At 64.6% G+C, this 24,951-nt stretch carries 20 protein-coding genes and 1 pseudogene; 15 read left to right on the plus strand and 6 right to left on the minus strand.

Going from position 1 to position 24,951, the window contains the following annotated elements; genetic code table 11:
* Positions 1-41: 41 nt before the first annotated feature.
* Together ettA and AB5I39_RS16525 are read left to right on the plus strand one after the other, a co-directional pair.
* Positions 42-1,721: an energy-dependent translational throttle protein EttA gene (gene ettA, locus AB5I39_RS16520; RefSeq protein WP_404369328.1), complete on the plus strand. Its 1,680-nt coding sequence runs from the start codon at positions 42-44 to the stop codon at positions 1,719-1,721.
* A 98-nt stretch (positions 1,722-1,819) separates the two neighbouring features.
* Positions 1,820-2,782 (plus strand): hypothetical protein, encoded by a 963-nt coding sequence (locus AB5I39_RS16525; RefSeq protein ID WP_404369331.1) that lies wholly within the window; start codon positions 1,820-1,822, stop codon positions 2,780-2,782.
* On the opposite strand, the gene AB5I39_RS16530 is transcribed toward AB5I39_RS16525, so the two are convergent.
* The 3 genes from AB5I39_RS16530 to AB5I39_RS16540 form a co-directional block, all read right to left on the minus strand.
* A complete protein-coding gene (locus tag AB5I39_RS16530) occupies positions 2,772-3,041 on the minus strand; it encodes an acylphosphatase (RefSeq protein ID WP_404369334.1) in 270 nt (89 codons plus the stop codon). The two genes, AB5I39_RS16525 and AB5I39_RS16530, sit on opposite strands and share 11 nt — an antisense overlap.
* A gap of 131 nt (positions 3,042-3,172) precedes the next feature.
* Positions 3,173-3,664 carry a transcription elongation factor GreB gene (greB, locus tag AB5I39_RS16535; protein WP_404369336.1) on the minus strand — a complete coding sequence of 164 codons (492 nt, stop codon included), beginning with the start codon at positions 3,662-3,664 and terminating at the stop codon, positions 3,173-3,175.
* A gap of 13 nt (positions 3,665-3,677) precedes the next feature.
* A complete protein-coding gene (locus tag AB5I39_RS16540; RefSeq protein ID WP_404369339.1) occupies positions 3,678-5,696 on the minus strand; it encodes a lytic transglycosylase domain-containing protein in 2,019 nt (672 codons plus the stop codon).
* Between the two features lie 88 nt (positions 5,697-5,784).
* On the opposite strand from AB5I39_RS16540, the gene dapA reads away from it, so the two are divergent.
* Positions 5,785-6,657: a 4-hydroxy-tetrahydrodipicolinate synthase gene (gene dapA / locus AB5I39_RS16545; RefSeq protein WP_404369342.1), complete on the plus strand. Its 873-nt coding sequence runs from the start codon at positions 5,785-5,787 to the stop codon at positions 6,655-6,657.
* Positions 6,658-6,690: 33 nt separating this feature from the next.
* Positions 6,691-7,608: a DUF808 domain-containing protein gene (locus tag AB5I39_RS16550; protein WP_404369345.1), complete on the plus strand. Its 918-nt coding sequence runs from the start codon at positions 6,691-6,693 to the stop codon at positions 7,606-7,608.
* Positions 7,609-7,618: 10 nt separating this feature from the next.
* Here the strand turns inward: AB5I39_RS16550 and AB5I39_RS16555 are convergent, their stop codons facing one another.
* Positions 7,619-8,035 (minus strand): acyl-CoA thioesterase, encoded by a 417-nt coding sequence (locus AB5I39_RS16555; RefSeq protein ID WP_404369348.1) that lies wholly within the window; start codon positions 8,033-8,035, stop codon positions 7,619-7,621.
* 146 nt (positions 8,036-8,181) lie between these two features.
* On the opposite strand from AB5I39_RS16555, the gene smpB reads away from it, so the two are divergent.
* The 8 genes and pseudogenes from smpB to AB5I39_RS16595 all read left to right on the plus strand — a co-directional run bounded on the left by smpB (position 8,182) and on the right by AB5I39_RS16595 (position 18,723).
* Positions 8,182-8,664, plus strand: a complete 483-nt coding sequence (gene smpB, locus AB5I39_RS16560) for an SsrA-binding protein SmpB (RefSeq protein WP_404369351.1) — start codon at positions 8,182-8,184, stop codon at positions 8,662-8,664.
* Positions 8,665-8,689: 25 nt separating this feature from the next.
* Positions 8,690-9,238 carry a DUF2062 domain-containing protein gene (locus AB5I39_RS16565; RefSeq protein ID WP_404369353.1) on the plus strand — a complete coding sequence of 183 codons (549 nt, stop codon included), beginning with the start codon at positions 8,690-8,692 and terminating at the stop codon, positions 9,236-9,238.
* Between the two features lie 58 nt (positions 9,239-9,296).
* Complete coding sequence (locus tag AB5I39_RS16570; RefSeq protein ID WP_404369356.1) at positions 9,297-11,366, plus strand: M13 family metallopeptidase; 2,070 nt, start codon at positions 9,297-9,299, stop codon at positions 11,364-11,366.
* Between the two features lie 92 nt (positions 11,367-11,458).
* Positions 11,459-13,519, plus strand: a complete 2,061-nt coding sequence (locus AB5I39_RS16575) for a M13 family metallopeptidase (protein WP_404369359.1) — start codon at positions 11,459-11,461, stop codon at positions 13,517-13,519.
* Positions 13,520-13,747: 228 nt separating this feature from the next.
* Complete coding sequence (locus tag AB5I39_RS16580; protein WP_404369362.1) at positions 13,748-16,171, plus strand: response regulator; 2,424 nt, start codon at positions 13,748-13,750, stop codon at positions 16,169-16,171.
* A 37-nt stretch (positions 16,172-16,208) separates the two neighbouring features.
* Positions 16,209-16,560, plus strand: a pseudogene (locus tag AB5I39_RS16585) (response regulator).
* Between the two features lie 150 nt (positions 16,561-16,710).
* Positions 16,711-17,784 (plus strand): recombinase RecA, encoded by a 1,074-nt coding sequence (gene recA, locus AB5I39_RS16590; protein ID WP_404369365.1) that lies wholly within the window; start codon positions 16,711-16,713, stop codon positions 17,782-17,784.
* Positions 17,785-18,090: 306 nt separating this feature from the next.
* Positions 18,091-18,723, plus strand: coding sequence for a glutathione S-transferase family protein (locus AB5I39_RS16595; RefSeq protein WP_404369368.1), 633 nt, complete (start codon positions 18,091-18,093; stop codon positions 18,721-18,723).
* A 198-nt stretch (positions 18,724-18,921) separates the two neighbouring features.
* Here AB5I39_RS16595 and AB5I39_RS16600 read toward each other — a convergent pair whose 3' ends face one another.
* On the minus strand, positions 18,922-20,232 hold the full coding sequence (locus AB5I39_RS16600; RefSeq protein WP_404369371.1) for a dicarboxylate/amino acid:cation symporter: 1,311 nt from the start codon (positions 20,230-20,232) through the stop codon (positions 18,922-18,924).
* Between the two features lie 129 nt (positions 20,233-20,361).
* On the opposite strand from AB5I39_RS16600, the gene AB5I39_RS16605 reads away from it, so the two are divergent.
* The 3 genes from AB5I39_RS16605 to AB5I39_RS16615 are packed head-to-tail and all read left to right on the plus strand — an operon-like array spanning position 20,362 to position 23,170.
* Entirely contained in the window at positions 20,362-21,246 is an 885-nt protein-coding gene (locus AB5I39_RS16605; RefSeq protein ID WP_404369374.1) for an alpha/beta hydrolase family protein, read from the plus strand.
* Positions 21,243-22,496, plus strand: coding sequence for a M24 family metallopeptidase (locus tag AB5I39_RS16610; RefSeq protein ID WP_404369377.1), 1,254 nt, complete (start codon positions 21,243-21,245; stop codon positions 22,494-22,496). The genes AB5I39_RS16605 and AB5I39_RS16610 overlap by 4 nt, the downstream gene beginning before the upstream one ends.
* Before the next feature lie 2 nt (positions 22,497-22,498).
* The gene (locus AB5I39_RS16615; RefSeq protein WP_404374207.1) at positions 22,499-23,170 is read left to right on the plus strand and encodes a phytanoyl-CoA dioxygenase family protein; all 672 of its coding nucleotides are present in this window, start codon (positions 22,499-22,501) and stop codon (positions 23,168-23,170) included.
* Between the two features lie 25 nt (positions 23,171-23,195).
* Here the strand turns inward: AB5I39_RS16615 and AB5I39_RS16620 are convergent, their stop codons facing one another.
* Positions 23,196-24,863 carry a hypothetical protein gene (locus AB5I39_RS16620; RefSeq protein WP_404369379.1) on the minus strand — a complete coding sequence of 556 codons (1,668 nt, stop codon included), beginning with the start codon at positions 24,861-24,863 and terminating at the stop codon, positions 23,196-23,198.
* Positions 24,864-24,951 lie beyond the last annotated feature (88 nt).

The following is a 24,951-nucleotide window of genomic DNA, read 5'->3' on the forward strand; positions in this document are numbered from 1 at the left end:
CCTGACATTTCCCCTAAACGTTCGAACGGAGCCCGCAGCCGATGGCCGTGCAGTACAGCTATGTAATGAAGGGCCTGACCAAGACCTTCCCCGGTGCCGCAAAGCCGGTGCTCAACAACATCCATTTGCAGTTTCTGCCGGACGCGAAGATCGCGATCATCGGGCCGAACGGCTCGGGCAAATCGACCCTGATGAAGATCATGGGCGGGATCGACCCCGATTTCACCGGCGAGGCCTGGGCTGCCGAGGGGATCAAGGTCGGCTATCTGCCGCAGGAGCCGCAGCTCGACCCGACCAAGACGGTGATGGAAAACGTCAAGATGGGCGCGGGGCCGATCGCGCAGATGGTCGAGCGCTATAACGAGATCGTCGCGATCATGGGCGATCCGCCGGAGGATTGCGATTACGACGCGCTGCTCGCCGAGATGGGCGAGTTGCAGGAAAAGATCGACGCCGCCGACGGCTGGAGCCTCGACAACCAGCTCGAGATCGCGATGGAGGCTTTGCGCTGCCCGCCGGGCGACAGCGCCGTCACCAACCTGTCGGGCGGTGAAAAGCGCCGCGTCGCGCTGTGCAAGCTGCTGCTCGAAAAGCCCGACATCCTGCTGCTCGACGAACCGACCAACCACCTCGACGCGGAAAGCGTCGCTTGGCTGGAAAACTATCTGCGCGATTACACCGGCAACGTCATCCTGGTGACGCACGATCGCTACTTCCTCGACAATGTCGTCAACTGGGTGCTCGAGCTCGATCGCGGGCGGTACTACACCTATGAATCGAACTATTCGGGCTATCTTGAAAAGAAGGTGAAGCGGCTCGAACAGGAAGAGCGCGAGGAGCAGGGCAAAGCCAAGGCGATCGCCGACGAGCTGGCGTGGATGCGGCAGACCCCTAAGGCGCGTCAGACCAAGTCAAAGGCGCGCATCCGTGCGTTCGACGAGCTGATGGAGAAGCAAGAAAACCGCGCCGTCGGCAAGGCGCAGATCCTGATCCAGCTCCCCGAACGCCTCGGCGGCAAGGTGATCGAGGCCAAGGGCCTGACCAAATCGTACGGCGACAAATTGCTGTTCGAGAATCTCGACTTCACCCTCCCGCCGGGTGGTATCGTCGGCGTCATCGGGCCGAACGGTGCCGGTAAGTCGACGCTGTTCAAGCTCATTACCGGCCAGGAAACGCCGGACGAGGGCACGATCGAAGTCGGGCAGACCGTCAAGCTTGGCTATGTCGATCAGTCGCGCGACGATCTCGACCCGAACAAGAACGTGTGGGAGGAAATCTCCGACAAGCTGGAAGTCTTCCGTTTCGGCAAGCAGGAACTGGGCACGCGCGCTTATGTCGGCGCGTTCAATTTCAAGGGACAGGACCAGCAGAAGAAGGTCGGCCAGCTGTCGGGTGGTGAGCGTAACCGCGTCCACCTCGCCAAGATGCTCAAGGAGGGTGGCAACGTCCTACTGCTCGACGAACCGACCAACGATCTCGACGTGGAAACGCTGCGCGCGCTGGAAGAAGCGCTCGAATCGTTCGCCGGGTGCGCTGTGGTCATCAGCCACGATCGCTTTTTCCTCGATCGTCTCGCGACGCACATCCTTGCGTTCGAAGGCGATAGCCATGTCGAATGGTTCGAAGGGAATTTCGAAAGTTACGAAGCCGACAAGCGTCGCCGCTTGGGCGACGCCGCGGATCGCCCGACGCGGCTGGCCTACAAGAAGCTGACCCGCTGATGTAACGCGCGTGGCGCGGGGTTGCCTGCGCCACGCGAGCGTTGCCGCGAAGCGGACAGCGTCGTAGCCTTCTCATTGGTCTGGTGGGAGGGGCGTAGGTGTTTCGTGCAGTTTTGGCTACGTTGCTGGTCGCCGTGATTTCTCCAGCGGAGGCCCCCGTGCAGGAAGCGGCTGCGACGGCGAAGGCCGGAACGCTGACCGACCTCACGTCCAACTTCGAGAAAGTTGTCGACCGCACAGCAAAGCTCTCGGATGCCGAGCGGGTGCAGGCGTTCCATGCGGCGTTCGACCCCATCGTTCCCGGCTATTTCGACGGCAAGGGCGCGCGCCAGCCAGGGTTCGACGCCATGATACTGTGGCATTTGAAGGAATGGCCCGGCAAGCGCGACAAGATCACCGCCACCGCTGCGGCATTCGGTGCCGCCTTTGCGCGCGGACAGGATCATTTCAGGGCGGCGTTCCCCGATTATGCCCTGACGGTGCCGGTCTATCTCGTCCATTCGATGAGCCAGCAGGACGGCGGTACGCGCACAATCGGCGGGCGGACGATCCTGTTCTTTGGTGCCGACGTCATTGCGGCAATCCATGACGATACAACGATCGGCCCGTTCCTCGATCACGAACTTTTCCACGTCTATCACGAGCAATATTTCCGAGGCTGCATGGAGCTGTGGTGCTCGCTGTGGCGGGAGGGGCTGGCGACCTATGCTGCCGCGCGGCTCAATCCCGGCGCCGATGACCGCGCCCTCCTCCTCACCCAGCCGCAGCCGATCCGACCAAAGGTGGAGCCGCGGCTGGCCGAGGCGATGTGCGGCCTGCGCGCCAAATTCAACTCGGTTCAGCGCGACGATTACGGGCCGCTGTTTCTGCTCGGCCGGTCGAGTGGACCGTTCCCATCGCGCTACGGCTATTTCCTCGGCTATCTGCTTGCGGGAAAGCTGGCCGCGACCACGCCACTGCAAGCGCTCGCCAAACTGCCGCCCGAGAAGGTCAAGCCACTGCTGGAGGCGGCGATCGACAGCTACGGCCCGTGCCCGCCGCCCGCCCGCGCTACGCCGTAAAGCGTTTGGTGAACCCCTTGGGCAAACGCTCGGTGTCCGGGCGCGCTTCGACATGATCAACGCGCGCGAGCGGGGGACCCTGATGGCACGCCTCAATCAGCGCGGCGGTCGCTTCATCGTCGCCCGCGACCAGCAGTTCGACCCGTCCGTCCTTCAAATTACGCACCCAGCCGACAACGCCAAGATCGGTCGCCCGCCGCACAACCCAGTCGCGGAAACCGGTCCGCTGTACCTTGCCGCTGATAAACACGCGCTGCATCATACTCATACCCGCCCTGAAGCTGCCGCGTCGTGAAAAGCTGCGCGGCGGGTCCGCTATACAGGATCGGCGCGTGAACGCGGCCTCGTCACCGTGACGTCCACCGCAAATCCAGCAGCCTCCGTCGCGCGTTACGGCGTCGGCACGGGATAAGTTACCGCGACCACTTCGTAACTGCGGTCCCCGGCGGGCAGCGTCACGCGGCGCACGTCGCCCACCGCCGCCCCGCGCAGCGCGCGCGCAATCGGCGCATTCCACCCGATCCGCCCGGCACCAGCGTCGGTCTCGTCATCGCCGACCAGTGTCAGCGTGCGCTCGACATCGTCGTCATCGGCGATCGTGACGGTAGCACCAAACCAAACCCTGGTTCGATCGGGCTGCGCGGCGGGATCGATCACCTTCGCCGCCTTCATCCGCCGCGCGAGGAAGCCAAGCCGCCGGTCGATCTCGCGCAGGCGCTTGCGACCATAGATATAGTCGCCATTCTCCGACCGGTCGCCGTTCCCGGCTGCCCAGGAAATGACGTCGACCAGCTTCGGCCGCTCCTCACCGAGCAACTGGCGATATTCTGCGCTCAGCACCGCATAGCCTGCGGGGGTGATGTAATTCGGGCGTTCGTCCATCGCGGTGATCGGGTCAACCGGCCGTACGCTTGCCGAGATACCAGCTCACCCGGTTCGCGCCGGCCGAGCGAGACCGTTGCGGGTTCATCAGATCGTAGACCACCGCGTTCTCGAGCACGCGCTGCACGTAATTGCGAGTCTCGTAGATCGGGATCGCCTCAATCCAGTCTACCATGTCGACGCCGGGCATCCGCGGGTCGCCATTCGCCTTCAGCCATTTGTTCACATTGCCGGGTCCGGCATTGTACGCTGCGATCGCGAGCGGATAGCTACCGTAGAGATTGTAAATCCGGCGGAAATAGGCGGAGCCGACCATGATGTTGTAATCGGTGTCTGTGGTCAGCGACGCGGCATCGTAGGATAGGCCGAGCTTGGTCGATTGCTCGCGCGCGGTTCCGGGCATCAACTGCATCAGACCGCGCGCACCGGCATGGCTGACGGCGGCACGATCGAACTGGCTTTCCTGCCGCGCGATGGCGTGGATCATCGTCCAATCATCCTGGCTGGCAGCGGGGACGCGGACGTTGGGGAAGCCGACGGTCGAATAATCGCTCAGGCCATTCTGCAGCGCGCTACGCCCGACCATCACGCCGAGATCGGGCCGTCCGAGCGTGCGAGAGAGTTCGGTCGCCAGTACATGATCGCTGTCGCTCTTGGCATCGTTGGCGATTTGCCGGACGAACGCGGTTTGATCCTCCCACGCGCCGGTCGTGCCGAGATATTGCGCCGCGCGCACCGTCTCGCGGGCATAGAAAGCGGCGCGGACCGCCGGATCGACCGGGCGCAACACCGGGGCACCCGGTGCGGTCAGCGGCCGGCCGAGCCGCTCGTTCGCCAACTGGCCGTAGAACACGTCGCGGAATCCGGCGGCGCGAGCGTAATAATCGTTAGCCTCGGCGCTACGACCAGCAGCCTCAGCCGCGCGTCCGGCCCAATACAGGCCCTTCGCCTGGATCGCAGGCGCCTTCGATGCCGAGGCATAGCGCAGGAACGGCGTCACCGCGTCGGCGGGCCGCGCCAGTTGCTTCAGCGCGGTCTGCCCGGCGAGCCAGGTGAGATTGGTGTAATCGTCACGTTCGCCATAGGGCCGCGTCGTTATGTCGGTTCCGGCGGGATAGGCATCGTCGACCCGGCGCGCGATGTCGAAGGCGAGGCTCGCCTGGCTGTCATTCGCGGCCGCGCGGGCGTTGGTCCACAGCACCTCGAACCATTCGCCGGGCGATGCCGGCACCGCCGCCAACGCCGGGCGCTGCGCCAGCGTGCTGCGCGCGCTGACCGACGCGCCATTGTTGCGATACCAGCTCGCCCGGTCGGCCAGCCAGCCCGCATCGGCCATGCCGAGCGCCTGCGTCGCCACCGCGCGATCGGCGGCGTCGGGGGCATTTGTCTTGAACGCGAGACGTGCCGCGAACACCGGCTGCCGCGCCGGGCTGGTCAGCGGGAGTTGGCGTTGTGCGGCGGTGGTGGCGCCCTGCCACAACAGCATGTCCATCCGCGCATCCTGATCGGCGGGGGACAGGGCGCTCGCGAAACCGGTGACGATCTTGGCTTCGTCCGCGACCGATAGCGCGCCCGCGATCCAGGCGGCGCGCGCGGCGGCATTGGCCTCGTCGCGCGCGCCTGTGGCTGCCAGCGCTTCGGCAAAGCGCGTGCGCCCGACCGCGCTTAGCGGCGGGAAGCGGCGGAAGAAGGATACGACGGTCGACGGCGACCAGCCGCTGGTGTCGAGCGACTTCTCGGCCGCGCGGCGCAGCGCCAGCTCGCCCGGCCAGCCGGGATGCGCGAGCAAGAAACGGGCATAGCTGTCGAAACCGTAATTCGAACCCGCCGAAAGCATCTTCCATTCGGAAATCGCCGAGGCGAGCGCGGCGTTGCTCGCAGTCGAGCCGGTCAGCACTTGCGTCGCGCGACCCCAGCCCAGTTGATCCTGCGCGGCGTCGGAATTGAAAGCTTCCGGCCTGGCGCTCGATGACACTGCGAGGGTCGAAATCCCCGCCAGCAGCAACCCCGATTTGATCAAAGATGCAATCATGTAGACAGATTATGCCTCTCGTCCGTATTTGTCGCGCATCTTATTTGAAAAATGCGACGGAATCCCGTCGTGCAGGAGCAGATCAACCATGTTTTCGGGCTCGATCCCGGCGCTTGTCACGCCGTTTGCCGCTGACGGCAGTTTCGACGAGGGCGCGTATCGTGATTTCATCGAGTGGCAGATCGCCGAGGGCTCCGCCGCGCTTGTGCCCGTCGGCACCACGGGTGAGGCGGCGACGCTGAGCGCCGAAGAGCATTTCCACATCGTCGGCGTATGCGCGGATCAGGCGCGCGGGCGCGTGCCGGTGATCGCCGGGGCCGGATCGAACGACACGCGCGTCGCGATTCACAACATCGCCGCCGCGAAGGCCGCCGGCGCAGATGCTGCGCTGATGGTGCCCCCTTATTACAATCGTCCCAATCAGGAGGGCATCGTCCGCCATTTCGAAGCGATCGCAAATTCGTGCGATTTGCCGATCATCCTCTACAACGTGCCCGGGCGCACCGTCACGGACATCGCGGTCGAGACTGTCGCACGGATCGCGCACGCTTTCCCGAGCGTGGTCGGGATCAAGGACGCGACAGGGCAGCTTCAGCGCGTCTCCAGCCATCGTGCCGGGGCAGGGGCGGACTTCTGCCAGCTTTCGGGCAATGACGAGACCGCGCTCGCCTTCAACGCGATGGGCGGCGTGGGGTGCATCTCGGTCAGCGCCAACGTCGCGCCGCGACTGTGCGCGGAGTTCCAGGCGGCCTGTGCGTCGGGGGATTATACCGCTGCCCGCGTGCTGCACGATCGGCTGTTCCCGCTGCATCTGGCTTTGTTTAGCGATGCCTCGCCGGGCCCGGTCAAATATGCCGTAAGCAAAATGCGGCCGGAATTCCCCACTGCGTTGCGCCTGCCGATGACCTGGCCGAGCGAGGCCAGCCGCGCGGCGGTGGATGCCGCGCTGGCTGCACTGTAAGCACCGCTCGGAACGGTAAAGGGGGGACGCGAGATGCCGGGCGGTTTGGTAGCCTTGTTGGACGATATCGCGGCGCTCGCGCGGCTGGCTGCGGCCTCTGCGGACGATGTCGCCGCGGCGGCGGGCAAGGCGGGGACGAAGACGCTGGGCGTCGTGATCGACGATGCCGCGGTCACGCCGGGCTACGTCGTCGGCCTGTCGCCTGCGCGCGAGCTGCCGATCATCTGGAAGATCACGCTCGGCTCGCTGCGCAACAAATTGCTTTTCATCTTGCCGGTCGCGTTGCTGCTAAGCGCCTTTGCGCCCTGGGCGCTGACACCGATCCTGATGCTGGGCGGGCTCTACCTCTGCTTCGAAGGAGCCGAGAAGATCCTTCACGCGCTGCAAGGCGATCATGCCGAGGAAGCGGTCACCACCATCGAAGACCCCGCCGCGCTCGAGGCGCGTCAGGTCAGCGGTGCGATCCGCACCGATCTGATCCTCTCGGCGGAAATCATGGTCATTACGCTCAACGAACTGAGCGGCTCTCCGATTCTTACCCAGGCTGGCGTGCTGGCCTTGGTCGGCGCGGCTGTGACGATCGGCGTGTACGGAGTCGTTGGGCTGATCGTGAAGATGGACGATATCGGCCTGCATCTCGCCCGTTCTGGTGGCGCCGCGGCTGGCTTCGGGCGCGGGCTGGTCAAGGCGATGCCGCTCCTGCTCCAGACGCTGTCGATCATCGGCACGGGCGCGATGCTGTGGGTTGGTGGCGGCATCCTCATCCACGGCTTAGCGCAATTCGGCTTTGCGGCACCGGAGCATCTTATCCATGACGCAGCCATCGCGATCGGACACGGCTCGGGCACTGTCCAATGGGCTGTGTCCGCGCTGGGCGGTGGCTTGGTCGGTCTGGCCGCAGGTGCGCTGGTCGTCGGGGCAATGCACCTGAAGCCCGGCGGGAAGCACTAAGCGCGCTGCGTCAATCCTTCGCGAAGAAGCGATCGATAACGCCCTGCGCCAGCCGCGCGGGGCGCAGCGTCGTCGCATCCAGGCAGCACCAGCTCGATTTCACCTCCGCCAGCACCTCTTCGCCGCGCTTGATGACGGTTTCGTAAAACGCCCGCGCGCCCTGCACCTTTTCGAGCAGCACGGTGGCAATCACTTCATCGTCGAGGAAAGTGGGCTTGCGATAGGTGATCTCGTGCTTCAGCGCGACCCAGGCATGGCTGGCGACGGCCTCGGCTGGGGCGAAGCGTTGCCAGTGGCTGACCACCGCGTCCTGCACCCACTTCAGATAGGAGGCGTTGTTGACATGCCCCATGAAATCGATGTCCGCCGCGTCGATCGCGATCTGGAAGACGTGCGAGGCGAACTTGGGGGCGGCGAGATCGGACATGACAGTATCTTATCCTGTATCGGGCGGCGGTGCGAGCGTACAATCGACGCAATGTGTAGATAAGCGGTTAGCGCGCCCGCGCGATACCCGGTAAATTACGCAGGTGACTTTCGCTTCCGCGCCGCAGCGCCTACATCGCCGCTCCTATGGCCCGTCCCAAACCCCCGATTTTTGAAAAAACCAAGATCGTCGCCGAGAATCGCCGCGCCCGATACGACTACGCGATCGATACCGTCTATGAAGCGGGTATCGCTTTGGTTGGGACGGAAGTGAAATCGTTGCGCTCTGGCACCGGATCGATCGCGGAAAGCTACGCCGAGGTGGTCGACGGCCAGGTGTGGCTGGTCAATTCCAACGTGCCCGAATTCAGCCACGGCAACAGGTTCAACCACGAACCCAAGCGTCCACGCAAACTCCTGCTGAAAGAGCGCGAGATCAACAAATTACACGGCGCGGTCGCGCGCGATGGCATGACGCTCGTGCCGCTGATGATCTATTTCAATTCCAAGGGCCGCGCGAAGGTCGAACTGGCGCTGGCCAAGGGCAAGAAGGCGCATGACAAGCGCGAGGCGACCAAGGAGCGCGACTGGAAGCGCGAGCAGGGTCGGTTGATGCGCGATCGTGGCTGAGGCTGCGATCCGGCCAGGGTTCTGGATGCGGGCGCTTGCTTGGCTGCATCGCCATGTGCCGACGCGCGAACGGATCGAGGCGAACCGCTATCTGCGTCCTTTCGCCGGGCGCATCCTGGTGCCCTCGCTGTGGCGCTTCAATCGCCGCTCGGTCCCGCGTGGAGTAGCGCTCGGCTTGTTCACCGGCATCCTGTTTCCCTTCGTGCACGCGCCCGTAGCGGCGGTTTCGGCCTTGCCGGTCCGCGCGAACGTGCCGGTGGCGGTCGCTACCACGCTGCTGCACAATCCGCTGACCACCGTGCCGATTTACTACAGCGCGTTCCTGATCGGGCATTGGATGCTGCATTTCGATCCATATCTGGGCCGCCCGATCGCGACCAAGGTGAGCGAGAATGCGAGCTGGCTGCACTGGTTGGTGGCGCAGGGCGGCCCGGCTACCATCGTCGGGCTGATCGCGCTCTCGATCGTCGCCGCGGGACTCGGATTCGTCGCAAGCAGCCTGTTCTGGCGGGCACGCGTGGGCCGCAAATGGCGCGGCCGCGCGCATCGATTAGGGCCGAATCAGGCGAATTGACTAGGCGTATCGTCCGGCTACAACACGCAGCAATTCTACCTTATCGAAGGATTATTGGATGCGCCGTTCGCTGATCGCCGTTTCGCTGCTTACTTCCGTCGCGCTGGTCGGCGCGAGCTACGCCAAACCGGCGCCCAAGGCGAAACCGGCAGCATCGAAAAAAGCCGTCGCGAGCAAAACCAAGGCTGGCCCGAAGATCGGGACGTTCGGCTTCGACGTGGCCGGCATGGACCGCAGCGTGAAGCCGGGCAACGACTTCGCAGCCTACGCCGGCGGCACCTGGGACAAGAATACCCAGATCCCCGCCGACCGCGCCACCTGGGGCATGTTCAACGTGCTGCAAGACGTGTCGACCGAACAGACTCGTACGATCCTCGACGAAGCATCCAAGACGCCCGGCAGCAAGATCGGCGATTTCTACGCGAGTTTCATGGACGAAGCGGCGATCAACGCGAAGGGCGTCGATCCGGTCAAGCCGTGGCTGGCTCAGATCGACGGCGCCAAGGACAAGACCGCACTCGCCGTCGAAATGGCCAAGCTGACGCGCTACGGCATCGGCGGAATCTTCGGCATGGGTGTGGGGCAGGACAGCAAGGACCCGCAGACCTATGTCGTGAACCTGGGGCAGGGCGGGCTCGGGCTGCCTGATCGCGACTATTACCTGAAGGACGACCCCAAGCTCGCCGACACGCGCGAGAAGTACAAGACCTATCTCGCCACGATGCTCGGTTTCCTCGGCACGCCAGATGCCGCGACGCGCGCGAATGCGATCTTCGATTTCGAAAAGTCGATCGCGCAGGTGCATTGGACCCGCATCGAATCGCGCGATGCCGACAAGCGCTACAACAAGCTGACCTTCGCCGACATCGAGGCGAAGGCACCGGGCTTCCCGTGGGCAGCCTATGTCGCGCAAAACGGCATGGGCGGACGGCCCTATTATCTGGTCGGACAACCGAGCGCGATCGCGGGCGAGGCCAAGGTGTTCGCCGACACGCCGCTGCCCGTGCTGCAGGATTATATGAAGCTGCGCGTGCTGCGCGCTTATGCCAACTATCTCGCCAAGCCGATCGTCGATGCGAACTTCGCCTTCACCGGCACTGTGCTGAGCGGCACGCCGCAGCAGCAAATCCGCTGGAAGCGCGGCGTCGCGGCGACCAGCGGCGCGCTGGGCGAGGAAATCGGCAAGGTCTATGTCGCGCGCTATTTCCCGCCGGAATCGAAGGCGGCGATCGATCAGCTCGTCAAGAACATCATCGCGGCGATGAGCGTGCGGCTCGACAAGCTCGAATGGATGGCGCCCGAAACCAAGGTGAAGGCGCATGAGAAGCTCGCCGCCTTCACGCCCAAGATCGGCTATCCGACCAAGTGGCGGGATTATAGCAGCGTGAAGATCACGCGCGACAGTGTCGTCGCCAACGTCGCGGCGGCGAATGAGTTCGAATATCTGCGCAATCTGAACAAGCTCGATAAGCCGATCGACCGTACCGAATGGGGCATGACCCCGATGACGATCAACGCCTACGCCAATCCGGTGCTGAACGAGATCGTCTTCCCAGCCGCGATCCTGCAGGCGCCGTTCTTCGATCCGAAGGCCGATCCGGCGGTGAACTATGGCGGCATCGGTGTCGTGATCGGCCACGAACTGAGCCACCATTTCGACGATCAGGGCCGCAAGTACGACAAGACCGGCAAGCTGACCGAATGGTGGACGGCGGAAGACGTCAAGCGCTTCACCGCGCTCACCGACAAGCTCGTCAAGCAGTACGACGCCTATGAGCCGATCCCCGGCCAGCATATCCAGGGTGGCCTGACGCTGGGCGAGAATATGGCCGATCTCGCGGGTCTCGCGGTCGCGTATGACGCGTATCACAAGTCGCTGGGCGGCAAGCCGGCCCCGGTAATCGACGGCATGACCGGCGATCAGCGCTTCTTCCTGGGCTATGCCCAGGTCTGGCGCGCCAAGTTCCGCGAGCCGGCGCTGCGCTCGCAATTGCTGAGCGATCCGCATTCGCCGGGGCCGTTCCGCACCGCCGAAGTACGCAACGTCGATGCGTGGTATGCAGCATTTGGCGCGCAACCGGGCGACGCGCTGTACCTCGCGCCGGGCGACCGCGTGCGCGTCTGGTGACGGCGATGCGCAACGACTTGGCCACGCCAAATCGTGCGCATCGGCGCGGCTTTGCCGCGACGCTCCTCTCTTTCTGATCAGGACATAATTCGATGAAGCGTTCCTATCTCATCGCGCTTGCCTCGGCCGGGGCGCTCGCCACCGCCATCGCAGGCACCGGCATCGCCAAGACGACAGCCAAGGCTCCGGCGAAGGCCGCTGCCGCGCCTGCCAAGCCTTATATCGGCACCTTCGGGCTCGATACTGACGGCATGGACAAGACGGTCGCGCCCGGTGACGATTTCGTGAAATACGCCGGCGGCGCGTGGGAAGCGAAGACCGAAATCCCTGCCGACAAGGCAAGCTGGGGCGCGTTCAACGCCCTCGCAGATCGCTCGCTCGATCAGACCCACACGATCCTCGAGGCCGCAGCCAAGACACCGGGCACCAAGATCGGCGACTTCTACGCGAGCTTCATGGACGAAGCCGCGATCAACGCGAAGGGCATCGCGCCAGTGAAGCCTTGGCTCGCCGAGATTCAGGCGGCGGGGGACAAGACCGCGCTCGCGGTGGAGATGGCCAAGCTCGAACAGGTCGGCGTAGGTGGTCTCTTCCGCGGTGGCGTGCAGCAGGACGACAAGGCGCCCGAGAACTACATCTTCGGCTTCAGCCATGGCGGGCTCGGCCTGCCCGATCGCGACTATTACCTGAAGGACGACCCGAAGCTCGCCGATACGCGAGCGAAATATCAGGCCTACCAGTCGCAGATGCTCGGCCTCGCCGGGGTCGAGAATGCCACGGCGCGCGCCGCGGCGGTGTTCGCCTTCGAAAAGCAGCTGGCGACCGCGCATTGGGACCGGATCAAGTCGCGCGATTCGGACCTGACCTATAACAAATGGGCGATGGCCGATTTTGCGGCTAAGGCGCCCGGCTTCCCTTGGGACGCGTATTTCAAGACCGTCGGCATCGCTGGCCAAACGAATTTCCTGGTCGGGATGCCCGATGCGTTTACCGGTGAGGCCAAGGCCTATGCCGAGGCCCCGATCCAGGTGTTGCAGGATTTCCTGACGCTGAAGGTCCTGCGCTCCTATGCCGGGTATCTGTCGAAGCCTATCAACGACGCGAACTTCGCCTTCTACGGCACGGTGCTGAGCGGTGCGCCGCAGCAGCCGGTGCGCTGGAAGCGCGCGGTCGGCACGGTGAGCGGCGCGATGGGGGAGGAAGTCGGCAAGAGCTATGTCGCGACCTATTTCCCGCCCGAAACCAAGGCGGCGGCGGATCAGTTGGTCAAGAACATCATCGCCGCAATGAGCACCCGGCTCGACAAGCTGACCTGGATGGCGCCCGAGACCAAGGTCAAGGCGCACGCCAAGCTCGCCGCCTTCACGCCCAAGATCGGCTACCCCTCGAAGTGGCGCGATTATAGCGCGCTGACGATCAAGCGCGACGATCTGGTCGGCAATATCGCCGCCGCCAATGCGTTCGAATATAAGCGCGACCTTGCCAAGCTCGGCCAGCCGATCGACCGGACCGAATGGGGCATGACCCCGATGACAGTGAACGCCTACGCCAACCCGCCGATGAACGAGATCGTGTTCCCGGCGGCGATCCTGCAGGCGCCGTTCTTCGATGCCAAGGCCGATCCTGCAATCAATTATGGCGGCATCGGCGTGGTGATCGGCCACGAGCTCAGCCACCATTTCGACGACCAAGGCCGCAAATACGATCCGACCGGCAAGCTCACCGACTGGTGGACCGCCGAGGACGTCAAGCGCTTCACTGCGATGACCGACAAGCTCGTCAAGCAGTACGATGCATACGAACCGCTGCCGGGCCTGCATATCAAGGGTGGCCTGACGCTGGGCGAGAATATGGCCGATCTCGCGGGGTTGGCGCTCGCCTATGATGCGTACCATCGCTCGCTCGGCGGCAAGCCTGCGCCGGTGATCGGTGGCCTGACCGGCGATCAGCGCTTCTTCCTCGGCTACGCGCAGGTGTGGCGGATCAAGTTCCGCGAACCGGCCTTGCGTTCGCAAGTCATCTCGAACGAGCATTCACCCGGGCCGTGGCGCACTGCAGAGGTCCGCAACGTCGATATGTGGTACCAGGCGTTCGGGGTAAAGCCGACCAACAAGATGTATCTGGCGCCCAGTGATCGGGTGAAGGTTTGGTAACCTGCTGACCGATCTTTCCCGGCAGAGGCACGGGCCCAGGTGCTAGCGATATGGTGGTCAGGGTGCGGTACCCACCCGCTTGGATCGCCCATCTGGGCCCCGGCCTTCGCCGGGGAAGCGCACAATTGAGGGTGGGCGATAGTGGCGGGCCCACTTACCGCGACAAACGCCCGTCGCTCCGCCGCTTAGCCCTTGACGGCCCCGGTCGATCCCCCAAAGCATGGCGCGATGGCCACGCTTCCCCGCACGCAAACGATCATTCCCTACCGTGCCGCCGCCGCGATTGCGATCGGCTGCGGGATCACCGCTGCCCTGGTCATTCTCGCGCTTATCGGCAGCGTGATGATTGCCGCGGCATTTTTCGGCGCGGCATTGGTCCTGACCGGCGGTCTGCTCGCGTTCCGCCGCCTGTTCCCGCCTACGGCCGCGACCGCGACCGAGCCTGACTGGAGTGTCGCCCGCGCGCTCGCCGAAAGCAGTCCCGATGCGATTGCGGTGACCGATCGCGCCGGGCGGCTCGTCTGCGCGAACGATCGCTATGAGGCAGTGTTCGGCGGCTTCCCTACGCCGCCGGGCCTCCCGTTCGATGCTGCGGGTGTGGATCGGCTTGGCAATGCCGGGCGTGCGGCATGGCGCGACGGTGCGGCAGCGATCGAGGGGTTGCAGATCAACGGGACGAAGCTGTCGGCGCATGTCGCGCGCGCGGGCGAGGACGACACGCTGCTGGTATGGCGCTTCCATGCCGCGCAGGGGCTCGATCTCGCGCAGACGATGGAAAATCTGATCGCGGGTGCGACCGGGGATCGGCTCGGCAGCGCAGGCATCATGGCGGCGCTCATCAAGCCCGATGGCCGTATCCGCGCCGCCAACCGCGTGCTCCGCGCGCGGGCCATGGGGCACGAGGAAGGTGCGATCATCGGCCGCGACTTTGCGCAATTCCTGATCACTGATGCGAACGGCATGGCACGCTTCGAACGCGAGGGACTGACCCAGAACCCCTTGCGCGTGTTGCAAATCCCGTTCCTCGACGGCGACGACGCGCCGATGCTCGTCGCGCTGATCGACGAGGAGGAGAACGGCCACCCCGCGATCGGCGAAAGCGCCAGCGCGCATATTAAGAGCCTTGTATCGTTGATGCCGTTCGGCATCGCCTTGATCGGTGGCGATGGGCGCTTTCTGCAGATGAACGACGCCTTCGCGCGGGCGGCGGCGGTCGATCCGCACAACCCGCCGATCTATCCGGGTGATCTGGTCGTGCGCGAGGACAAGGCGGTGGTCGCCGATGCGATCCGCCGCTTCGCCGGGGGTGCGACGCATTCGACCGATCTCGCCGTGCGGCTGAAGGATCATCCCGACGAACCCGTCGCCCTGTCGATCGCGGGCGCGCGCGGCCTGGGCAATTCGGCGGTGCTCTTGAGCCTCAAGGATAATAGCGAGGAGACCCGTCTCAAACGCGAAGTGGCGCAGGCGACCAAGATGCAGGCCGTGGGACAGCTCGCAGGCGGCGTCGCGCACGATTTCAACAACATCCTGACCGCGATCATCGGGCATTGCGACCTGATGCTGATGCGTCATTCGCCTGGCGACAGTGATTATGACGACATCCAGCAGATCCGCGCAAATTCCAACCGAGCGGCCAGCCTGACGCGGCAATTGCTCGCCTTTTCGCGGCAGCAGACGCTGCGTCCGCAAGTCCTGCAACTTCCCGATGTTATCTCCGAAGTTTCGAATTTGCTGAAGCGTTTGCTCGGTGAAACGGTGACCTTGACGGTAAAGCACGGCCGCAACCTGTCGCCCGTCCGGGCCGACCCGGGGCAGCTCGAACAGGTGGTTGTCAATCTCGCGGTCAACGCGCGCGATGCGATGATGGCAAAGGACTCGCGCGGTACCGGCACGCTCGCGATCCAGACCTACGGCGTGACCGCCAACGACGTGCGCAAGCTGGGTTCCGACATCATCCCCGCAGCTGATTATGTCGTGCTCGAAGTGGCCGACACCGGCGGCGGCATTCCGGCCGATATCCTGCCGAAGATTTTCGAGCCGTTCTTCACAACGAAGGAAGTGGGGAAGGGGACCGGCCTCGGCCTTTCGACCGTGTACGGCATCGTCAAGCAATCGGGCGGCTACATCTTCGCCGAGAATGTGAAGGGCGGCATGAAGGGCGGTGCTGGGGCGGTGTTCAAGATCTACCTCCCGGTCCACACCGCGGGCGCCTTGACCGAACCAGGCCCGGCGCGACCGACCGCGAAGGAAAAGCCAGTCGACCTATGGGGCTCGGGTACCATCCTGCTGGTCGAGGACGAAGATATGGTCCGCGCGGTTGCCGAGCGCGCACTGACGCGCCAGGGGTACACGGTGCTGGCGGCGGAGCACGGCGAGGCCGCGCTCGAGTTGCTCGCATCGAGCGCGCGACCCGATCTGCTGATTTCCGATGTGATGATGCCGTTGATGGACGGCCCGACGATGGTCCGCCACGCCCGCGCGCGCTATCCCGATCTGCCGATCCTGTTCATGTCGGGCTATGCCGAGGAAACGATCCGCAAATCGATCGATCTCGATAATGTCGAATTCCTGGCAAAACCCTTTTCGGTACAAGACCTTGCCGAAGCAACGCGTGCAGTGCTGCTGCGTTCGGCACCGCACGCGAAATGATATGGCGTCGGTCGCACCGGGCCGCTAAGGCGACGCTATGGGAGCACCGAATACCATTCTGGTCGTCGAAGACGAACCGCTGATCGCCATGATGATCGAGGATTTTCTCGACATTTTGGGCAAATCTCTTGCCGGATCGGCCGATAACGTGGCTGCTGCCCTGGCGTTGGTTGACGCCGGTGGAATCGACGCGGCCATCCTGGACGTCAACCTGCGCGGGGGAGCAGAGCTTCCCGATCGCCGACGCGCTGGCCGCCAAGGGGATCCCGTTCGTCTTCGCCACCGGCGGATCACATGACAGCGTCAGCGACGCCTATCGCGATCGCCCGACCCTCCCCAAACCGTTCACGATGGACGGCGTGGCCAAGGCGCTCGACTCACTCGGCTGAATCCGCCGTTCCGCGAAAATAGTTCCGTTCCACTCTTGTTCCATCGGAACAAATGCGATACGCACTCCAACACGCATTGAACGCGTCGGGCGTTCGGTCTAGCGATGGAGGCTCGCAGTGGCGGTATCTTTGAAGGTCATCGACAGCAAAATGGCAGCATCCACGGACAAGGCCGCCGAAAAGGCCAAGGACGAACGCGCAAAGGCGCTCGAAGCCGCACTCGCTCAGATCGACCGCGCCTTTGGCAAGGGCTCGGCGATGAAGCTCGGTTCGAAAGAGGCGATGCAGGTCGAGGCGATCTCGACCGGCTCGCTCGGCCTCGACATCGCGCTTGGCGTCGGGGGCCTGCCGCGCGGCCGTGTGATCGAGATTTACGGGCCGGAATCCTCGGGCAAGACGACGCTGGCACTGCACGTCATCGCCGAAGCGCAGAAGACTGGCGGCACCGCGGCGTTCGTCGACGCCGAACATGCGCTTGACCCGGTCTATGCCAAGAAGCTGGGCGTCAACATTGACGAACTGATCGTGTCGCAGCCGGATACGGGCGAGCAGGCACTGGAAATCGTCGACACGCTGGTGCGCTCGAACGCCATCGATGTGCTGGTGGTCAATTCGGTCGCGGCGCTGGTGCCGCGCGCCGAAATCGAAGGCGAGATGGGCGACAGCCATGTCGGCTTGCAGGCGCGTCTGATGTCGCAATCGCTGCGCAAGCTGACCGGTTCGATCAGCCGTTCGCGCTGCATGGTGATCTTCATCAACCAGCTGCGCATGAAGATCGGCGTGATGTACGGCAACCCCGAGACGACGACGGGTGGCAACGCGCTCAAATTCTACGCGTCCGTCCGCCTCGACATCCGTCGCACCGGCCAGATCAAGGATCGCGACGAGATCATCGGCAACACCACCCGCGTGAAGGTCGTCAAGAACAAGGTCGCGCCGCCGTTCAAGCAAGTCGAGTTCGACATCATGTACGGGCAGGGCGTGTCGAAGATCGGCGAAATTCTCGATCTCGGCGTCAAGGCCGGGCTGGTTGAGAAATCGGGAGCATGGTTCTCGTATGACAGCGTGCGCATCGGTCAGGGTCGCGAGAATTCGAAGACGTTCCTGAAGGAACATCCCGAAATGTCGGATCGGCTCGAAGCGGCGATCCGCGCGCGCACCGACAAGGTGGCCGAGGAAATGATGGCCGGTCCCGAAGGGGATGAGGGCGACGACGAGATGTGAGCTACGCGCCGCTGCTGCCGCAATCGGCAGCGCGGCGTGCGGAACGGCGGGTGTGCACGCCGCCGCTCCACCCAAGACGGCTCGCAGTCCTGCGCCGCCGTCGCAGAAACCGGGAAGGCCCGTCGGCAACGGCGGGCCTTTCATATTGGCGTTCCACGCGCGTCGGGCCAGCGGACCGTGACGCCTGGAACGAATGCTTACCGCGATCGCGCTTGCCGTTCTGCTCGCTGGCGCCGTTCGGCGCGCTTGGGGCTTGGCATTCGGCCTGCTAGGGTTTGCCGAACAGTGCGAAATCCGGAGACTGCCATGACGCTCATCGTCCACCATCTCGAAAACTCCCGCTCGCAGCGGATTCTGTGGATGCTCGAAGAGCTCGGGCTGCCCTATGAGATCAAGCGCTACGAGCGCAACAAAGAGACGATGCTCGCGCCGCCCGAGCTGAAGCAAATCCACCCGCTCGGTAAATCGCCGATCCTGCAGGATACCGATGCCGGGCAGACGATCGTCGAGACCGGCGCGATCATCGATTATCTGGTCGAGCTGGCTGACGGCAAACTGGGTCCACCGGCGCACCGCGGCGATACCCTGCGCTATCGCCAGTTCCTGCATTATGCCGAAGGATCGATGATGCCGCCGCTGCTCGTGCTGCTGGTCGTCAACCGCATACCGCTACTCGGCAAGACCGCGGCCAAGCGCATCCAGCCGATGATCGACGTGCACCTCGATTATGTTGAATCCGAACTGTCGAGCCGTCCGTTCTTCGCCGGGGACGAGCTCAGCGGCGCCGACATCATGATGAGCTTCCCGCTGGAGGCCGCACGCAGCCGCGCCGGGCTCGACGAATCGCGCCCGGCAACGATCGCCTGGCTCGACAAGATCCACGCGCGACCCGCTTATCAGGCTGCGCTCGCCAAGGGCGGGCCTTACGCCTACGCCTGAGATTCGGGGCTTGCGGAGTAGAAGAAGGGGTTCACGCGAAGGCCGCGAAGAGAAGGAAGGGCGTGAAAGAAGCGGGAATGGTGACGATGGAAGACCGCCCCTCAAGCCGGTAAGAACGCCGCTACCCCGCTACCCCGCTACCCCGCTTTTTCCGCTTCGCGATCTTCTTTTCCCGCCTTTGCGTGAAGTCCTTCTCGTTCAGACCACGCCGTGCGGCGCATGTGGCGGCTCGATCTCTGGCGCTTCTGCAGCACCGAGCGTGCCTTCCCATTTCGCCACCACCGCAGTCGCCACTGCATTGCCGACCACGTTGGTGCCGGATCGGCCCATGTCGAGGAACTGATCGACCGGCAGGATCAGGAGCAGCCCCGCCTCGGGAATGCCGAACTGCCCCATCACCGCCGCGATCACGACGAGCGAGGCGCGCGGCACGCCGGCGATACCCTTTGAGGTCACCATCAGCACCAGCAGCATCACGATCTGCGTGCCGAGCGGCAAATCCACGCCATATACCCGCGCCAGGAAGAGTGTGGCGAAGGTCATATACATCATCGACCCGTCGAGATTGAACGAATAGCCGAGCGGCAGCACGAAGCTGGCGATGCGCCGCGGCACGCCGAACCGCACCAGCGCCTCCAGCGTGCGCGGATAGGCGGCTTCCGACGACGCGGTGGAGAAAGCGAGCAGGATCGGTTCGCGAATGTAGCGTGCGAGCCCGAAGGCGCGCGGCCCGATGAACAGGAACGCCGCCCCGAACAGCAGCAGCCACAGCAAGGCCAGACCGAGATAGAAACTCCCGACGAACAGCCCGAGCGTCCAGATGATGCCAAGCCCGTTGACCGTGATCGTCGCGGTGATCGCGGCGAACACCGCAACCGGGGCCAGGCGCATCACATAATCGGTGATCTGCAGCATCATCGCCGCCAGCGCTTCGGCCCCGCGCACGATGGGCGCCCCCTTTTCGCCGATCGCGGTCAGTGCGACGCCGGCGAAGACGGAAAACAGCACGATCTGGATGATCTCGTTGGTCGCCATCGCATCGACCACCGACGACGGCACGATGTGCGTCACGAAATTCGTCAGGTTGAACGCCTTTTCATCCAGCCCGACGCTGGCATCCGGTGGGGGCAACTTGAACCCGAAGCCGCTGCCTGGAGCGACCGCGTCGATGACGAACTCGATACCATGGAACAGCACCAGTCCGAGGCTTAGCGACACCAGCGACGCTGTGACGAACCACGCCATCGTCCGCCCGCCGATCCGCCCGAGCGCGTTGATATCGCCCATATGCGCGATGCCGACGACCAGCGTCGAAAACACCAAAGGCGCGATGATCATCTTGATCAACCGCAGGAAAACCGTCGTGACGATCGAAAAGCCCGCGCCGATCTCCTTCAGCCGCGCGGTCGCGCCTGCGCTGCCATCGGCGATATTCGTATTGATAGCCCAGCCGACGATCAGCCCGAGCACGAGGCCGATCAGAATATAGGTCGTCAGTCGTTTCGCCACGTATCGGCCCCCGGAATATGCAGTGCGGGCCATCAACGGGAGAATATCGCGGGGGTCAAGCGATCCCGCGTTGATTGGGCGATGCGGCCGTGGCACGCTGACCTCGAAAGCCAAGAAGGGGATAGATCGATGAAAGCAGTTTCCTGCCTGTTGATCGCCGCGCTTGCGCTGCCGACACTTGCCACCGCGCGAGACATGTCGCCCGAGGATGTGCGAAAGCTGCCCGCGACCGCGCCAACTTTGACCGAAGCCTATGGTGCGGACCCGCACGAGATCGGCGAACTGCGCGTGCCGAAGGGGAAGGGGCCGTTTCCGGTTGCGATCGTGATCCACGGCGGCTGCTGGACGAAGGGGTTCGAGACGATTCGCGGCACCGCGCCGATCGCCAGCGCGCTGGCCGCCAAGGGCATCGCAACCTGGAATGTGGAATATCGTCAGATCGGCGATCCGGGTGGCGGCTGGCCGGGCACCTTTATTGATTGGGCGAATGGGGCCGATCATCTGCGCACGCTCGCCAAACGCTATCCGCTCGATCTGAAACGCGTGATCGTCGTCGGCCATTCCGCCGGTGCGCTCGCGGCGCTCTGGGTGGCGGCGCGTCCGCGGCTCGATCCGGCTATTACGGTCCGCGGCAGTGATCCGCTGCGTGTGCGCGCCGCCGTGGCGATTGACGGCCCCGGCGATCTTGCCCCGTTTGTGGGCAAAGACAAGGCGGTGTGCGGCGCACCTGTGATCAGCCAGCTCCTGGGCGGCACGCCCGATGCGGTGCCCGACCGGTATCGTGACGGTTCGCCCTTCCGCGCCTTGCCGCTCGGCCTCCCGCAGACGCTCGTCGCCTCGGCAGTTCTGGACCCGAGCGAGGCTGAAACCTATCGCGCCGCAGCGGCTGCCAAGGGCGATGCCGTGACCGTCGTCACCACGCCGAACAGCGACCATTTCAACATCATCGCGCCCGGCGAGCCGCAATGGGCCGCGGTGGAGGCCGCTATCCTGAAAGCGATACCACCAGAATGAAGCCGACCCGACGTAGCGTATGGACCGCAGGTGCGATGCTGCCGTTACTTTCGGCAAATGGCGTCCTGCGCGCCGCTGCGCCCGATCTCGCTGGGCTGCGACCGATGACCAACGGCCTCGCGCCGATCGGACCGGAGGAACGACGCGCGCGCCTCGTCCGCGCGCAAGCCGCGATGCGCGGCCAGGGCATCGGCGCAGTGCTGGTCGAATCGGGATCGAGCCTCGTCTATTTTACCGGCGTCGAATGGCATCGCAGCGAGCGCCTGACCGCCGCGATCCTGCCCGTCGAGGGCGATCCGTGCATTATCACGCCGTTCTTCGAAGAACCCTCGGTCCGCCAGACGCTCGGCATCGCGGCGGATGTGCGCGTGTGGCAGGAGGATGAGGACCCGCTGAAACTGGTCGCGGGCTTCCTGAAGGAGCGCAAACTGTCGGCGCGTCCGATCGGGATCGAGGAAACCGTACGCTATTTCGCGGTCGATGGCCTCGCGCGCGCGCTGCCGGGCGTGAAGATCGTCAGCGCCAACCCGGTCGTGCGGGCGATTCGAATGCGCAAGACCGCTCCCGAAATCGCGCTGATGCAGGCGGCGACCGACGTGACGATCGCCGCCTATCGCTGGACCTGGCCACGCGTCGAAAAGGGCATGAAACCCGCCGACATCGCCGGCATGATGAACGCCGCGACCCGCGCGCTCGGCGGCGATCCCGAATTCGCGCTCGTCCTGATCGGCGCAGCTGCAGCCTATCCGCACGGCAGCCGCGATCCGCAGATCGTCGCCGACGGGCAAATCGTGCTGATGGACTGCGGCTGCACCGTGCAGGGCTACCAATCCGACGTCTCCCGCACCTTCGTGTTCGGCGCGGCCAGCAGAGAACAGCGTACCGTCTGGGACCATGTCCGCACCGGTCAGGCCAATGCCTTCGCCGCCGCGCAGATCGGCACGCCTGCGGGCGCGGTCGATGATGCGGTGCGCCGCTATTACGAATCGCTCGGCTACGGCCCGCGTTACCGCCTCCCCGGCCTGTCGCACCGGACCGGCCACGGCATCGGCCTTGACGGGCACGAGCCGGTCAACCTCGTCCACGGCGAGACCACCCCGCTCGCGGAGGGCATGTGCTTTTCCGACGAACCGGGTTTGTATCTGCCCGGCATATTCGGCGTGCGGCTGGAGGATTGCTTCCACATGACGGCGGCGGGGCCGAAATGGTTCAGCGTGCCGCCTTTGTCGCTCGATGCGCCGCTGGGGTGAAGATGCCCGATTGGACTGCACTTCAAGAGACGGGCCTTGTGCGGCTTGAAAATGCTCTTGCCGAAACTGCGCTTGCCGAAATCGAGCCTCTTTTTATGCGGCTTGGTCGTGCGCGCGCCGGGCACCGTTTGCCGGCGTCGGATCTCGCGGGCCTACCCTCGATCGGCGTTATCGCAGCAACGATCGCGCCTCGCCTCGGAAGCAAAGTCCGGCCGGTGCGCGCCTTGTTGTTCGATAAGCACCGCGGCAGCAACTGGGCACTCGGCTGGCATCAGGATCGTACGATCGAGGTCAGCACCCGCGTCGATACGCCCGGCTTTGGACCTTGGACGATCAAGGCCGGCCGTCAGCATGTCGCTCCGCCAATTGCCCTGCTGCAGGCCATGGTGACGGTGCGGATCCACCTCGACAACGTCGACGTAGACAATGCTCCGTTGCTTGTCGCTCCGGGTTCGCATCGCCTTGGCCTGATACCCGAGCGCGAGATCGAATCAGTGGTTTCCCGTCTGGGCACTGCAATTTGCCTAGCAAAGCGCGGCGATGCTTGGCTTTATTCGACGCCGATCTTGCACGCATCTGATGCGGCGCTGAACCCGCGCCGCCGCCGCGTCCTGCAGATCGACTTTTCTGGCGCGGCTTTGCCCAACGGCCTCGAATGGGCGGCTGCAGCCTGACGAGGCTGGTCAAGGCATTTTCCATTCAGATCATCGCCGCAGAGAACGCGCTGCGATCCCCCCGCCACGTCTTCACCGCCGCCGCCCGATCCTTCGCCGCCGCGTCGCTTTGGCCCAACGCCGTTAGCGCATCGGCGCGCACCGACAGCGTCACCGGATCGAGCGGCCGCCGCGCGAGCGCAGCATCGGCCTCGCGCAAAGCGTCCTTCGGCTTGCCCGCCGCCAGCAACGCCGCCGCGAGGCTGCGGCGCACCGGATACCACCAGATCGGCGGATCATCGTACCCGTGCATCGCCTTCGATTCCTCGATCTTCGCCGCGGCCTTGTACCCACGCACCGCAAGGTCGGGCCGCCCCTCGAGCATCGCGGCACGCCCCTCCAGCACCGCGCGGGCGATTCGCAGCAGGGTGGCGGCTTGTAGACTGCCGTCGTCGCGCTTGGTCGGTCCGACATCTAAAACGATCGCCGCCACCTCCGCCCGCACGCCCTTCGCGTCGCCCATCCGCGCATACGCCTCGCCGCGCGCATAATGGCGATAGCCGCGCAGATAGACCTGCTTCACCCCCGGCTCGGCCAGCGCGAGCACCGCCGCCGGATCCGCAAAGCGCCCTTCCGCGAAATAGGCCGTCCCGCCGACCATCTGCTGATAGGGCGGCACCTGCGGCAGCGCCGCCAGCCCGCGCAGGACAGGCGCGCTCAGCGCAAGCGCATCCTTGGCATCGCCGGAGATCAGCGCCCCGCCGACTCCGAAATGGACGTTGTGCCCGTGATAGGTCTGATTGAACGCCGCCGTCTCGGCGTCCGGCACTGGCGGCTTGATCGCACGCGTCTCCGCCACGCCCAGCGCCGCCGCATTCACATTGGCGTCGGTCGCGTCCTGATAGCGGCCGATCCAATAATAAGTGTGGCTCGGCATGTGGATGAGATGGCTCGCCGCCGGGGCAAGCGCGCCGAGCCGGTCGGCATAGCGCTCCGCGCGTCCCGGAAAACCGCTCATTTCGGTCGCATGGATGTAGAAATGGATCGCCGGCGTGAAATCCGGGTTGCGCTTCAATACCGCCTCGAGGAGCCCAACCGCGCGCGGCATCCCAATCTTGTTGTCGGCAAGAGCCGCCGGGATCATCCACGCATCAGCTGCGAGCGTCAGCAATTCGTCGCTCTCGGGATGCGCCAGTACGATCGCATCCATCGCGCGAGCATAAGCGATATCGCCGCGCCCCTTGCCGCCGCCATCCTGATACCGCAGCTTCAGCGCCGCCAGCAGATCGCGCTCCAGCGCTGGCCCCTTCGCCGCGAGAGGCATCGCCGCATCGACCAGCTTGCCCATCTTCACCTGCGTGGCCGCATCGATCGTGAAATTGATCGTCGGACCACCGGCCCAGGCTTCGCCCCACTTGCACATCGCGCACGACGGATCGATCCGCGCCGCTTCCTTGAACGCGCCTTCTCCTGCGGCATGGGCAAAGGCATGGCTGAGTTGCAGCCCGTTATCGAAAAACGCCTGCGCGCGCGGATTCGCGGTCGTGATTGCCAGCGCCCCGGCGCCGAAGCCGGGCAGAATCCGCGCAACCGTCGGCGCGGCCGTATCATCCCCACAGATCGCGTGGAGCGGCGCATCCTGCGGCGCGACCGCCGCCACCTCCGCGCTCGGCGCAAGCAACAGCAACATCGGCGCGATCAACAGCAGACGCATGGCAATTCCCCCAATCGGCTCACCGTATCGCATCACGACGAACCGAGCCATGCTTGAGATACGGCGCAGGCTCGCCTAAGCCCTGCGG

The organism is Sphingomonas sp. MMS24-J45 (genome assembly GCF_044881195.1).
Classification (GTDB): Bacteria; Pseudomonadota; Alphaproteobacteria; order Sphingomonadales; family Sphingomonadaceae; genus Sphingomonas.